11 protein-coding genes and 1 pseudogene are annotated in these 12,756 nt (G+C 65.4%); 4 read left to right on the forward strand and 8 right to left on the reverse strand.

All coding sequences use genetic code 11. The features are described 5' to 3' along the window. Positions 1–7: 7 nt before the first annotated feature. The 3 genes from mmsB to ACZ5MJ_RS19580 are packed head-to-tail and all read left to right on the forward strand — an operon-like array spanning position 8 to position 2,823. Positions 8–913 (forward strand): 3-hydroxyisobutyrate dehydrogenase, encoded by a 906-nt coding sequence (gene mmsB, locus ACZ5MJ_RS19570; RefSeq protein ID WP_464225268.1) that lies wholly within the window; start codon positions 8–10, stop codon positions 911–913. Beyond that, the gene (locus ACZ5MJ_RS19575; RefSeq protein ID WP_464225269.1) at positions 910–1,680 is read left to right on the forward strand and encodes an enoyl-CoA hydratase; all 771 of its coding nucleotides are present in this window, start codon (positions 910–912) and stop codon (positions 1,678–1,680) included. The genes mmsB and ACZ5MJ_RS19575 overlap by 4 nt, the downstream gene beginning before the upstream one ends. 9 nt (positions 1,681–1,689) lie before the next feature. Continuing rightward, positions 1,690–2,823: an enoyl-CoA hydratase/isomerase family protein gene (locus ACZ5MJ_RS19580; protein ID WP_464225270.1), complete on the forward strand. Its 1,134-nt coding sequence runs from the start codon at positions 1,690–1,692 to the stop codon at positions 2,821–2,823. A 120-nt stretch (positions 2,824–2,943) separates the two neighbouring features. On the opposite strand, the gene alaC is transcribed toward ACZ5MJ_RS19580, so the two are convergent. The 4 genes from alaC to ACZ5MJ_RS19600 form a co-directional block, all read right to left on the reverse strand. Further along, complete coding sequence (gene alaC / locus ACZ5MJ_RS19585) at positions 2,944–4,170, reverse strand: alanine transaminase (RefSeq protein ID WP_464225271.1); 1,227 nt, start codon at positions 4,168–4,170, stop codon at positions 2,944–2,946. Between the two features lie 120 nt (positions 4,171–4,290). Next, positions 4,291–4,686, reverse strand: a complete 396-nt coding sequence (locus tag ACZ5MJ_RS19590; protein ID WP_464225272.1) for a hypothetical protein — start codon at positions 4,684–4,686, stop codon at positions 4,291–4,293. Positions 4,687–4,759: 73 nt separating this feature from the next. Continuing rightward, on the reverse strand, positions 4,760–5,587 hold the full coding sequence (locus ACZ5MJ_RS19595) for a siderophore-interacting protein (protein WP_464225273.1): 828 nt from the start codon (positions 5,585–5,587) through the stop codon (positions 4,760–4,762). 78 nt (positions 5,588–5,665) lie between these two features. Beyond that, positions 5,666–6,373, reverse strand: a complete 708-nt coding sequence (locus tag ACZ5MJ_RS19600) for a PadR family transcriptional regulator (RefSeq protein WP_464225274.1) — start codon at positions 6,371–6,373, stop codon at positions 5,666–5,668. 739 nt (positions 6,374–7,112) lie between these two features. On the opposite strand from ACZ5MJ_RS19600, the gene galU reads away from it, so the two are divergent. Next, complete coding sequence (gene galU / locus ACZ5MJ_RS19605) at positions 7,113–8,045, forward strand: UTP--glucose-1-phosphate uridylyltransferase GalU (protein WP_464225275.1); 933 nt, start codon at positions 7,113–7,115, stop codon at positions 8,043–8,045. On the opposite strand, the pseudogene ACZ5MJ_RS19610 reads toward galU, so the two are convergent. From ACZ5MJ_RS19610 to ACZ5MJ_RS19625, 4 genes and pseudogenes are all read right to left on the reverse strand, one after another. Further along, positions 8,046–8,387, reverse strand: a pseudogene (locus tag ACZ5MJ_RS19610) (PadR family transcriptional regulator); the annotation flags it as partial. It lies immediately after the preceding gene. Between the two features lie 52 nt (positions 8,388–8,439). Further along, entirely contained in the window at positions 8,440–9,177 is a 738-nt protein-coding gene (locus tag ACZ5MJ_RS19615; RefSeq protein ID WP_464225276.1) for a LuxR C-terminal-related transcriptional regulator, read from the reverse strand. A gap of 535 nt (positions 9,178–9,712) precedes the next feature. Further along, positions 9,713–10,834 (reverse strand): hypothetical protein, encoded by a 1,122-nt coding sequence (locus ACZ5MJ_RS19620; protein ID WP_464225277.1) that lies wholly within the window; start codon positions 10,832–10,834, stop codon positions 9,713–9,715. 174 nt (positions 10,835–11,008) lie between these two features. Then, on the reverse strand, positions 11,009–12,709 hold the full coding sequence (locus ACZ5MJ_RS19625; protein ID WP_464225278.1) for a hypothetical protein: 1,701 nt from the start codon (positions 12,707–12,709) through the stop codon (positions 11,009–11,011). Between the last annotated feature and the right edge of the window lie 47 nt (positions 12,710–12,756).

Below are 12,756 nucleotides of genomic sequence, written 5' to 3' on the forward strand. Positions count from 1 at the left end.
AGACCCCATGCATATCGCCTTCATCGGCCTGGGCAACATGGGCGCGCCCATGGCGCGCAACCTGCTCAAGGCCGGCCACACGCTGACCGTATTCGATCTCAACGCCGCGGCAGTGGCTTCGCTGTGCGCCGAAGGCGCAGCGTCGGCCGACTCCGCCCGCAAGGCGGTGGCCGAAGCGGACTTCGTCATCACCATGCTGCCGGCAGCCGCCCATGTACGCAGCGCCTACCTGGGCCCGGACGGCGTGCTGGCCGGCGTGCGCGCGGGCGTGCCGCTGGTGGACTCCAGCACGATCGACCCCGCCACCGTGCGCGAACTGGCCGCTGCCGCCGAGGCGCACGGCAATGCGCTGGCCGATGCCCCAGTCTCCGGCGGCACCGTTGGCGCGCAGGCCGGCACGCTGACCTTCATGGTCGGCGCCACCGAAGCGCTGTTTGCCCAGGTGCGCCCGGTGCTGGCCGGCATGGGCCGCAACCTGGTCCATTGCGGCGGCACCGGCACCGGCCAGGTCGCCAAGATCTGCAATAACCTGATCCTGGGCATCTCGATGATCGGCGTGTCCGAGGCGATGGCGCTGGGCGTCAAGCTCGGCATCGATGCCAACGTGCTGGCTGGCATCGTCAATACCTCCACCGGCCGCTGCTGGGCCTCGGACACCTGCAACCCCTGGCCCGGCGTGATCGAGACCGCGCCGGCCGGGCGCGGCTACAGCGGCGGCTTTGGCGCCGACCTGATGCTAAAGGACCTGGGCCTGGCCAATGACGCCGCGCGCAGCGTGAAGCAGCCGCTGTTCCTGGGCGCGCTGGCGCAGCAGGTCTACCAGGCCGTGAGCCATGCCGGCGACGGCCAGCTCGACTTCTCCGGCGTGATCCGCCAGTACCTGTCCGCCGCCGACAAGGAGGGCAAGCAATGATCGAGTTTGCCCTGCAAGGCCACGTCGCCACGCTGACGCTGAGCCGTCCGCCGGCCAACGCCTTCACCGCCGAAGGCCTGCAGCAGTTGCGCGAGCTGGTGGCAAAAATCGACGCCAACCCCGAGGTGCGCGCCGTGGTGGTCACCGGTGCCGGCGAGAAGTTCTTCAGCGCCGGCGCCGACCTGAACGGCTTTGCCGAGGGCGACCGTGCCCATGCCCGCGTGATGGCACAGCAGTTCGGCACCGCCTTTGAAGCCCTGCAGAACGCGCGGCCGGTGGTGATTGCCGCGATCAACGGCTATGCCATGGGCGGCGGGCTGGAATGCGCGCTGGCCTGCGATATCCGCATCGCCGAGGAACAGGCGCAGATGGCCCTGCCCGAAGCCGCCGTGGGCCTGCTGCCGTGCGGCTGCGGCACGCAGACGCTGCCGTGGCTGGTAGGCGAAGGATGGGCCAAGCGCATGATCCTGACCAACGAGCGCGTGGATGCCGCCACCGCGCTGCGCATCGGCCTGGTCGAGGAAGTCGTGCCGCGCGGCCAGGCTTTCGCCACCGCGCTGGCGATGGCCGAGCGCGCGTGCAACGTCAGCCCCCGGGCCGCCGCGCACAGCAAGCGGCTGGTCCATCTGGCACGCCAGGGCGTGCCGCGCCAGGCCGCGCTGGCGCTGGAACGCGAGCGCTTTGTCGACCTGTTCGACGATGCCGACCAGCGCGAAGGCGTCAACGCCTTCCTCGAGAAACGCGCGCCGCAATGGCGCAACGCCTAGGAACCCGCCATGCGCCTGACTGAAGAGACCAAGGCGGCCAACCTGGATGCCGCCGAGCCGGAGGTGCTGTTCCAGGTGGTCAACGGCGTCGGCATTGCCACGCTGAACCGGCCGCGCCAGCTCAACGCGCTGTCGTACCCGATGATCGTCGCGCTGGGTGCGCAGATGGAAGCCTGGGCGCAGGACGATACCATCCGCGCGGTGGTGCTGCGCGGCGCCGGCCCCAAGGCCTTCTGCGCCGGCGGCGATATCCGCGCGCTGACCGACAGCTACCGCGACGGCACCCCGCTGCACCGGCAGTTCTTCATCGACGAATACACGCTGGACTACCGCCTGCACCGCTTTCCGAAACCGCTGGTGGCGCTGATGGACGGCATCGTCATGGGCGGCGGCATGGGGCTGGCGCAGGCCGCGCACCTGCGCATCGTCACCGAACGCTCGCGCGTGGCCATGCCGGAAACCGGCATCGGCCTGGTGCCGGACGTGGGCGCCAGCCATTTCCTGTCGAAGCTGCCGGTGCAGCTGGCCCTGTACCTGGGGCTGACCGGCGTCACCATCGGCGCGGCCGATGCGCTGCTGTGCGGACTGGCCGATGCGGCAGTGGACAGCGCCACGCTGGCCGGACTTGAGCAGACGCTCGCCGGCATCGCCTGGGGCCACGACACGCTTGCTGACCTGCGCAACGCGTTGGTGCGCGAGCACGTGACCAGCGCCGCCGACGCGCCCCTGCTGCAGGTGCTGCCGGCACTGCTGCAGCATTTCCCGGCGCACGCTGCGCTGCCCGAAATCCTGGCCGGACTGGCCTGCCAGGACGACCCGGCCTATACCGCGTGGGCCACCCGCACCATCGAAGTCCTGCGCACCCGCTCACCGCTGTCCGCCTGCGCCACCCGTGAACTGCTGCTGCGCGGCCGACGCATGGACCTGGCCGATTGCTTCCGCATGGAGCTGGCGGTGGTGGTCAATACGTTCTCGCAAGGGGATTTCATCGAAGGCGTGCGCGCGCTGATCGTCGACAAGGACAACACGCCGCACTGGCGCATCACCAGCTATGACGCCGTGGATGACGCCGCTGTGCAGGCGCTGTTCCGGCCGTGGTGGGCGCCGGGAGAACAGCCGCTGCCTCTGGCGCCGCACGGCTGAGCGCATGCGCCGTCCTGTGCCTCAGGGTGTTGGAGGATAAGGGCTTGCTGGTGGTCGAGCACGGCGTTGCGCACGTGCTCGACCTTAAGGCGCTGCGCCGCTACTGAGCGCAGCGCGCGTTCACGCCGGTGCCGCCGACGCCGGCTTGACCAGCCCGTCCGCGCGGAACATCGCCTTGATGCCGCGCACCGCCTGCCGGATGCGCGATTCGTTTTCGATCAGGGCAAAGCGCACGTACTCATCGCCATAGTCGCCAAACCCGATGCCCGGCGAGACCGATACCTTGGCCTTGGCCAGCAGCTGCTTGGAGAACTCCAGCGAGCCCAGCGCACGGTACGGCTCGGGAATCCGCGCCCAGATATACATCGACGCCTTCGGGATCTCGACCGGCCACCCGGCCTCGATCAAGCCGCGCGCCAGCACATCGCGGCGCGACTGGTACTGCGCGGCGATCTCGCTCACGCATTGCTGGTCGCCTTCCAGCGCGGCAATGGCCGCGATCTGCAGCGGCGTGAAGGTGCCGTAGTCGTGATAGCTCTTGATGCGCGTCAGCGCCGCCACCAGGTCCGGGTTGCCCACCATGAAGCCCACGCGCCAGCCCGCCATGTTGTAGCTCTTGGACAGCGTGAAGAACTCCACCGCAATGTCCTTGGCGCCCGGCACCTGCATGATCGACGGCGCCTTCCAGCCGTCGAAGACGATATCGGCATAGGCCAGGTCGTGTACCACGAAGATATCGTGCTTGCGCGCCAGCGCAATCACGCGCTCGAAGAAATCCAGCTCCACGCATTGCGCGGTCGGGTTGGACGGAAAGCCCAGCACGATCATCTTGGGCTTGGGATAGCTGCCGCGGATGGCGCGCTCCAGCTCGGCAAAGAAGTCGATGCCCGGCACCAGCGGCACCGAGCGGATATCCGCGCCGGCAATGACCGCACCGTAGATATGGATGGGGTAGCTGGGATCGGGCACCAGCACCGTGTCGCCGCGGTCCAGCGTGGCCAGCATCAGGTGCGCCAGCCCTTCCTTGGAACCGATGGTGACGATGGCCTCGGTGTCCGGATCGATCTCGACGTCATAGCGCTCGCGGTACCAGTGCGCAATCGCGCGGCGCAGCCGCGGAATGCCCTTGGAGGCCGAGTAGCCGTGCGTATCGGGCCGCTGTGCCGCTTCCGTGAGCTTGGCCACGATATGCGCCGGCGTGGCGCCATCGGGATTGCCCATGCTCATGTCGATGATGTCCTCGCCACGGCGGCGGGCAGCCATCTTCAGCTCGGCGGTGATATTGAAAACGTACGGGGGAAGGCGATCGATGCGCGCGAAGCGGCGCTTGCCAGAAGCGGCAGTCATGAGGGGTCCTTTACGTAAGCGCCCGGAACCGTCCGAGCGACGTCGGCAGCCGTTGTCTCGGCCACCGGGGACTTATGTTAGCGGGGATGCGACGATTGCACAACGGGCACGTGCAGCCGATCAAAGCAGCTTGCCGCCCGGAGGATGCGTGGGCCGGTCCGCCGGCAGATGCCGCACGATGCAGTCGAGCGCGCGCGCATCGGACTTGCCGCCAAGCGCCGCGCTGACCGAGTCGCGATACTGCGCCGCCGAGATACGCCGGTAATAGAGCCGCGAAGTCTGGTCCAGCCAGTAGACGTAGTTGTCGTCACCGTTGCCGCCGTTGGTGCGCAGCCAGTCGCTGATATTGCCGGAGCCGACGACCATATTGGGGCATGCGGTCTTCAGCGAATCGAGATAGGCATTGAAGCCCCTGGCCTCGATATTGCGCACGGAATCCGGCGCGCACCCGGCCAGCATGGCAACGGATGCGGCGGCGGCAGCGGCGATGCGCAACGGCTTGATGGCAGGCAGCACGGCGTCTCTCCAGGCGGTAGCGATGCCGCCATCTTATGGCATGCCCCCGCCCGCGTACACCGCACAGCCTGCTTCAGTCGTCCAGCGTCTCGTGCACCGCCGACGCACCGCGCTTCCAGTAGGCCGATGCCCGGATGCGTTTCTTGTCGATACCGCGTTCCGTGACCAGGTACTGGCGCACCGCCTTCATCGCCGCGGCCTCACCGGCGGCCCACACATAGCCCTCGCCGCGCGGCAGCGTGAGCTTGCGCAGCGCGGCTTCCAGCAGGCTGCCTTCCGGCGCATCGCCACGATGCAGCCAATGGAGATCGCATTGCGCAGACGTCGGCAGCGGGATCTGCGCGGCGGCATCGCCCACTTCCACCACAACGATGGCATGTGACCCGGCGCCAAGCTCTTCCAGGCGCCGGCCGATTGCCGGCAGCGCGGTGTCATCGCCGATCAGCAGGTGCCAGTCGAACGCCGGGGGCACCACGAACGAGCCGCGCGGCCCGCCCACGCCCAGGTACTGGCCCGACTGCGCCTGCGCCGCCCACGTCGACGCGGGGCCGTCGCCGTGCAGCACGAACTCGATATCCAACTCCTGCTTCGCCGCATCGTAGCGGCGCGGCGTGTAGTCGCGCGCGGCCGGGCGCGGCTGGCCTTCGGGGAAGGTGATGCCATCCGGACCGACCTGCGGCAGTACCGGCTTGCCGGCGCCATCCACCGGGAAGAAGACCTTGACGTGGTCGTCGAACGACGCCGAGACAAAGTCCTGCAAGTCCGCGCCGCCCAGCGTGACGCGCAGCAGTTGCGGCGACACCTGCGTGGTACGCACCACCTGCAGCAGGCGCATCTTGAGCGCATGGCGCACGCGCTGCACAGTCAGGTCGCGCGCGGATGCCTGGTTGTTTTCACTCATCTTGGAATTCCTTAGATTCAAACCCGGCGCCTGCCGGGTCAGGTTGCCGATGGCCGCGGCCAGCGTCAGTGCCACGTATCAAGCCTTGCGGACCGCTTCGATCTCTGCCGCGGCGCGTAGCAGGATCTCCGCGATGCGGCGCTGCTCGTCGGCGCCGGCATCGCTGCGCAGCGCAAGCGCACGCTTGATCGCCGCACGGGCCTGCATCAGCTCGGGCAGCCAGCCGCCCTGCTCCGGCTCGGGCTGCGGCTCGCCGCTCATGGCGCGCCGCATCCACTCCACCTTGCGCGCCACGTGGCGCAGCTTGGCGATCATCACCTCGACCCGCTCCCGGTTGGCCGCCAGATGGGCCTTGCCGGTCCCGGACAACTGGTAGCGCTTCTTGTTGCCTTCCGTATCGACCGTGGCGTAGCCGACTTCTTCCAGATACGTCAGGGCCGGATAGACTACGCCGGGGCTGGGCTTGTAGAAACCGTTGGTGCGCGTCTCGATCGCCTTGATCAGTTCGTAACCGTGGCTCGGCTTCTCCTCGAGCATGGCAAGCAGCAGCAACTGCAGGTCATCGGCGCTGAACTTGCGGCCACGGCGCCAGCCTTCGCCGTCGAAGCTGCCGGGACCGTCGGGACCGCCCGAGCCCAGGCCATCGTCATGGCTACCGCCCCAGAATCCGCCACCGTGGCGGCCCATGGCGTGGTGGGCGAAATGGCGATCGATGTGCGGCACCAGGCGCATCAAAAGATGACGGCCGTGGCCTGAGAAGCCAAAAGGGTGGGAATGATGGCGCATGGCTAGCTCCGATATGTCGTAAAACATATCTTACGATATATATCGTACGAGCCAAAGTCAAGCGATCATCCGCCCGCGGCAGTCTGCACACGGAATTGCTTCATTCGCGATATCACCTGCGAGCGAGTGCGCGAATCAAGCCGCAGAAGGATGGCCGACACATGTTCCTTGACGGTGTTGATGGACAAGCTGTTACGTCCCGCGCTATTTGAGGGCACGTCCCTGGCTAATCGAGGTGGGACGACAGCGTTTGTCTCGCGCCGCGATGCTCGCGGCCTGAGATGTGACAGCTCGGCTATGGCGCCTCAAGGAGCGCCTTGCCACTGATGACCGGTGCGGCACAGATGCGCTTTCGGCAAACGCAGGCCGTCGGCTGGCCCTTGACAGAATGCCGCCCTGCTGTGCTCGGCCGGCCGCCGCTATGCAGTTCACACACCGTTCTGACGGAGACGTCCCCCACCATGCAGGGTACCCGCAACAACAGGGCAGCAACAAAATACTGGCATCGTGCGTAAGGCACGCTGCCATGACGGTCTATCGCGCCCCGCCTCCTTACCCGATTTGTTCGAAGAGCACTGGCTCGTCGTTTCAGTCCGGCGAGCGATCACGCGATTGCAGCCGCTGCCGCCGCTCCCGGCCTGGACTATTGCGGGCACGTGGCTTCCGTCGGATGGCGGCCAACAGACGGCCCTCCGCAGGATCCGGCAGGATTATCAAACATTTAGAAGAAACACCTGACATGGACAATCGCGTTACCAAGGCCGTCTTCCCAGTCGCGGGGATGGGCACCCGCTTTCTCCCCGCCACCAAGGCGAGCCCGAAGGAAATGCTTCCGGTAGTGGACAAGCCGCTGATCCAGTACGCCGTGGAAGAAGCCATGGCCGCCGGCATTACCGAGATGATCTTTGTCACCGGCCGCTCCAAGCGCGCCATCGAGGACCATTTCGACAAGGCATTCGAACTGGAAGTGGAACTCGAAGCCAAGAACAAGCAGGCGTTGCTGGATGTGGTGCGCTCGATCAAGCCCGCCAACGTGGAGTGCTGCTACGTGCGCCAGCCCGAAGCACTAGGCCTGGGCCACGCGGTGCTGTGCGCCGCCAAGCTGGTGGGCGACGCGCCTTTTGCCATCATGCTGGCCGATGACCTGATCGACGGCAAGCCGGCGGTGATGAAGCAGATGGTCGACCTCTACAACCACTACAACTGCTCGGTGCTGGGCGTGGAAGAAATCGCGCCGGAGCAGAGCCGCTCCTATGGCGTAGTCGACGGACGCGAATGGGACGAGGGCGTCATCAAGATGTCCGGCATCGTTGAGAAGCCCGCGCCGAAAGATGCACCCTCCAATCTCGGCGTGGTCGGCCGCTATATCCTGACACCGCGCATCTTCGACCACCTGCGCGAGCTCAAGCCGGGTGCCGGAGGCGAGTTCCAGCTCACCGACGCCATCCAGTCGCTGCTCGGCCAGGAGCAGGTGCTGGCCTACCGTTATCAGGGCACGCGCTACGACTGCGGCAGCAAGCTGGGCTATCTGAAGGCCACGGTTGAGTTTGCATTGAAGCACCCGGAAGTCGGCGCCAACTTCCGCACCTACCTGGCGCAGCGTGACCATCACCGGGCTAACGGCGTGGTTGCCGACAAGGCTGCCTGTCTAGCATCAGAGCCGAGTTATTGAGACCACGCCGGGGCTGGGCTTGTAGAAACCGTTGGTGCGCGTCTCGATCGCCTTGATCAGTTCATAGCCGTGGCTCGGCTTCTCCTCGAGCATGGCAAGCAGCAGCAACTGCAGGTCATCGGCGCTGAACTTGCGGCCACGGCGCCAGCCTTCGCCGTCGAAGCTGCCGGGGCCGTCGGGACCGCCCGAGCCCAGGCCATCGTCATGGCCGCCGCCCCAGAATCCCCCGCCGTGACGGCCCATGGCGTGGTGGGTGAAATGGCGCTCGACGTGCGGCAGAAGGCGCATCAAGAGGTGACGGCCGTGGCCTGAAAAGCCAAAAGGGTGGGAATGATGGCGCATGGCTAGCTCCGACATGTCGTAAAACATATCTTACGAGCCAAAAGTCAAGCGATCATTCGCCAGCAGCAGCCTGCACACGGAATTGCTTCATTCGCGATATCACCTGCGAGCGAGTGCGCAAATCAAGCCGCAGAAGGATGGCCGACACATGTTCCTTGACGGTGTTGATGGACAAGCCCAGGTTTCGGGCAATGAGCTTGTTGGGCAATCCTTCCAGCAACTGGGCGAGCACTGCGCCCTGGCGTTGGGTCAGGCCGAGTTCTTCCGGCGTGACCGGGATACCCTGCGCTGGCCTGAACGGCCGATCTTGCTCGCTGAGCCGTTCCATCCACGGTATCACCTGCGAGCGAGTGCGCAAATCAAGCCGCAGAAGGATGGCCGACACATGTTCCTTGACCGTGTTGATGGATAAACCCAGGTTTCGAGCGATGAGCTTATTGGGCAATCCCTCCAGCAACTGGACCAGCACTGCGCCCTGGCGTTGGGTCAGACCGAATTCTTCCGGCGTGATCGCAATGCGCTGCGTTGCCCTGTCCTCTTGCCTCGCCGAAACGACGTTCGGCTGATGCTCGACAATGTCTTCCGGCAACAGATCGCACTCAAGAAAAGCGGTGCGGATGATGGTGCTGCTGGCGTGGTGATGATTGACCGGAGGCTGACTGGTCTCGACCGATGGGTAGCTGACACCCTGGGCGCGCATCCCATCCATCACGGTCTGCAATGTTTCAAACTGGGGCGTCGTTAAATCGGCCAGTGCTGCAAGAATTTCCCCAAACTGCTCTGAAAACATTGTCCTTCACCCCAATCTTTGCGGGCCAACCGCGCAACTCTGCGATGAAACCATGCGAGCGCGGTCTTGCTGAGGCATCGCCGTATACCTGCCCGAGTGCGTGCCGCAGATTCCCCTGACTACCGAACCGATATTTAAGTGATTAATTTACATGGCAGAGGCCAGGTGCTGGAAAAAGGCGGCTCACCAAAATAGGGGATTGCAGAATTGCCAGGGGCGCTGCTGTAGCACGAACGGCACTTGGCGCAGCCATAGGAACATGCCGGGGATTTCACTTTTGCTTCTTCAGGCGCACCATGAAACACCTGCATCCGGAGCTCTGTGTATCTCGCGTCACCGGACGAAAATCTCTTTCATCACGTACCCGCTGACAATTCCCACCGTGAATGCGCCTTGGATGTATCCAAAATGCAACAAGGGCAGTCGTGGGAAGTAGGCATCCCTGGCTAAGAAATCAAGACGCTCGAACCCGAAGGGCGTATCCCGGCTGCCCCCAGGAGGGCGGCCCCCCCGGAGGCTCTCCAGAATGCCGAAGTCAGAATCCCGAGAAGCGAATGCCGATCGAACCGTAGCCGTAGTATCGGTCCAGCTTGCCAGCGGTCGCGGCGTTGTAGAGGAACGGGATGCTGCCGACAAAATTGTGCAGCGACGCCTGGCCGCGCAGGAACACTTCCACGTTCTTCACTACCGCATACGACAGTTCCAGGCCCAGCGTATGGTTGGAGCGTATCGGCGAGTAGCCATAGGTTCGTGCGCGGCTGTCGACATTGCTGCGCAGCAGGTACTGGAACTGGTAGCCCAGCCGCGCGGCGAAGCTCTGGTACTTCCAGCGCCATGAGCCGCCCAGGTTCAGGTAGCCAGCCGTGTAGTTGAAGTCGTCGTTGACATTGAGCCCGAACTGGCTGGCGTCGACCGAGAACGAAGCCGACTGCAGGTTGACGCCCCCTGCCCGGCACGGTGCGGCGAGCGCGCCGTTGGCAATATTGTCCGAGCCGATAGCGACATTGAAATTGCAGTTGCCCCGCTGCAGGCTCGTATTGATACCGCCAATGGTCACACTGCTGAACCCGAGCCCGAAGAAGCCTGTGAGCTGGTTGCGCTCAGTCAGCTCACCCGAGAAGATCACGTCTGCCTGGCCCTGGATATCGTTGGCGTTTTTTACCGAGATGCTGTTGAACGTCGTGTCGCGCACCTTCAGCGGCGCCGAGCGGTCCAGCTGGCCGGCGTGGTCGCCCCACACCGCAAAGCGCATCATGATCCGATCGCGCGCGCCCGGCTCGGCCAGCGGGTCGTAGTGCATGGCCAGCATCCAGCTGTCGATCCGGTTGGTGTCCGGGCCGTAGTCGATGCCGCGGCGCCAGTAGGTGGCCGAGCCCGACCAATGGGGCGAGAACTTGTAGCCCAGCATAAGCTTGCCGCCGCGATAGTCGCCGGCATTGTCCGGCACGCTGCCCTGGCTCTGGCGCAGGTTGAAGACGTCCACAGTGCGATTGACCATGTCGTAGCTGGCCTCGACACGCACCGAGGTGAATTCGCCCGTAGCGGGCTCGGCCTGCATGAATACGTCGTCCGGGGCGGCGCTGGCTGCGCCTGCGCACGATAATCCCAGCATCAGGGCGCCGGCCTGGGCGAGCCGGCGCTTGCGATACAACGGCATAGAGACTCCGAGACCAAGGCCGGCCTCAGGCATGGCGCGCGGCGGCCCCCGGGGGCCCGCCTCGCGCAGACAAAAAGAAGCCGGTCACCCGCTGCAGCGCCCCTCGGGACGGACATCAGGTGACCGGGCAAGGCCCTCCCCAACCAGGCAGAGGATATGACTACGCGCCGGACACTAGTTCAGCGTGACCGTAGTCTTGATGCCGTCGCCGCTCACCGTTGCCACGGCGGTCTGCACCGACTGCCGCTTCGCGTTCTGCACGCCACCGTTGACCAGCGTACCCAGTTTCACCGCCTTGCCGCTCAGGCCCGTCACCGCGAACGTCACCGGGAAGGTGCTGACCGCCTTCGGCGTGAGCGAGTCGATCTGGGTCTGGCTCAGCGCGCCGGCGTTCTTGAGCTTGGCGAGGAACACCGTGAACGGCAGGTTCAGCGAACCGCCATTGGCGCTGTCGTACAGGCCGTCCGCCGTGGCGTTGGTCAGGCTCGCAGCGGCCGACAGGTTGCCGCTGATGCGGAACGAGTAGGTCGTATTGGCCGGCACCACCGCATTGATCAGTTGCGTACCGCTGAAGGTCAGCGTGATGTTCTCGATGATGACGTCGACCTGGTTGCCACCGTAGTTGTAGCTCAGGCCGGCGCGCACTTGCGACGCGCCGCCCGCGAAGGCGTCACCGTTCTCCGTGACCGCCACCTTGATCGAGCTCAGCGTGCCGCCCGTGACCGACACAGTATCGGCGATCGGGTACGGCGAGCCGTTGATCGTGAGGTTCGCCAGCTGGATGTAGTTGGTCGGCTTGACCGCATCCGCCACCTTGTTGACGGCGGTGTTGTCCACTGCGCTGCCCAGGTCGGAGGCCGCCTGCTGGATCGCGGTGGCGTTGCCGGTTGCCACGGCGCCGCCGAGGTTGCCCAGCTTGGTGGTGTTCGACGCATCGGTCAGCGCGGCCGGCGTCACTGCCGATACCAGCGACGTGGTCGTTGTCGACTTGGCGCTGTCGACCACCGCATTGAGCGAACCATTCGACTTCAACTGCGACAACGTATCAGCCGGGCTGCTACCCAGCGTCAGGCCATTCAGCGCCGTGCTCACGCCCGACACCTGGTTCGCCACCGACGGAGCGGCCAGCGCAGCCACGTTGGCCGCCACCGCGGCAATGTTCGACTGCAGGCTTGCCGGCAGGCCGGCCTTGGCGTTCTGCACAGCTGACGACACAACGTTCGTCACCAGCGTGGTGCTGGTGAGGTCTGCCGTGCCGGACGCATTGCCCACCGCCGTGGCAACTGCCTTGGCCGCCGCGGCGGCCGCATCCCCGGCGCTCAGCGTGCCGCCCGTGGCCAGGCCCGTCAGCGTCTTGGCGACCTGGTCCACCAACTGCTGCACCACCACCGCCGCCTTGAGCACGGCTGCATCCTGCATCGGATCCAGCGTGGTCAGGTCCTTGCCCGCCAGGCCGAGCTTGGTCGCCAGTGCCGCGGCCTGGTCCGCGCCGAGTTGCGCCACCAGCGTGGTCAGGGGCGAGACCACCGGTGTCACGCCTGCCTTGTATTCCACCGCCGGTGCCTGCAGCACGCCGGTGAACGGCTGGTTGGTACCGATATCGGTGCCACCGGACACACTGAGGGCGCTCTTGGTGCAACCGGCCGGGAAGGTGAAGTCACCGGTCGCATTCGTCGTCACGGTCTTGTTTGCGCAATCAAGGAAGGTGACCGTCGCGCCCGACAGGTAGAAGTCAACGGCCTTGCCGCTCACGGTGGCGGCAGGCTGGGAAGGCGTCGAGGGAGAATCCGAGCCGCCCCCTCCGCAAGCAACCAGCGCTGCCGCGGCGGCAGCCATCATGCCGAGGGTAAAGATATTCCGGGAATTGGTTTGCACGCTTCTCTCTCCTGAGATCGATACTTCGATACTTCGATACTTCGATA

The sequence above is a fragment of the Cupriavidus sp. LA-1 genome, assembly GCF_055385985.1.

Excerpts from the sequence above, each read along its gene's own strand:
- ACZ5MJ_RS19600 (WP_464225274.1), bottom strand. The coding sequence starts at position 6,373 with ATGCGCCATCATTCCCACCCTTTTGGCTTCTCAGGCCACGGCCGTCAT.
- mmsB (WP_464225268.1), top strand. The coding sequence starts at position 8 with ATGCATATCGCCTTCATCGGCCTGGGCAACATGGGCGCGCCCATGGCG.
- galU (WP_464225275.1), top strand. The coding sequence starts at position 7,113 with ATGGACAATCGCGTTACCAAGGCCGTCTTCCCAGTCGCGGGGATGGGC.
- ACZ5MJ_RS19575 (WP_464225269.1), top strand. The coding sequence starts at position 910 with ATGATCGAGTTTGCCCTGCAAGGCCACGTCGCCACGCTGACGCTGAGC.
- ACZ5MJ_RS19615 (WP_464225276.1), bottom strand. The coding sequence starts at position 9,177 with ATGTTTTCAGAGCAGTTTGGGGAAATTCTTGCAGCACTGGCCGATTTA.
- ACZ5MJ_RS19595 (WP_464225273.1), bottom strand. The coding sequence starts at position 5,587 with ATGAGTGAAAACAACCAGGCATCCGCGCGCGACCTGACTGTGCAGCGC.
- alaC (WP_464225271.1), bottom strand. The coding sequence starts at position 4,170 with ATGACTGCCGCTTCTGGCAAGCGCCGCTTCGCGCGCATCGATCGCCTT.
- ACZ5MJ_RS19620 (WP_464225277.1), bottom strand. The coding sequence starts at position 10,834 with ATGCCGTTGTATCGCAAGCGCCGGCTCGCCCAGGCCGGCGCCCTGATG.
- ACZ5MJ_RS19580 (WP_464225270.1), top strand. The coding sequence starts at position 1,690 with ATGCGCCTGACTGAAGAGACCAAGGCGGCCAACCTGGATGCCGCCGAG.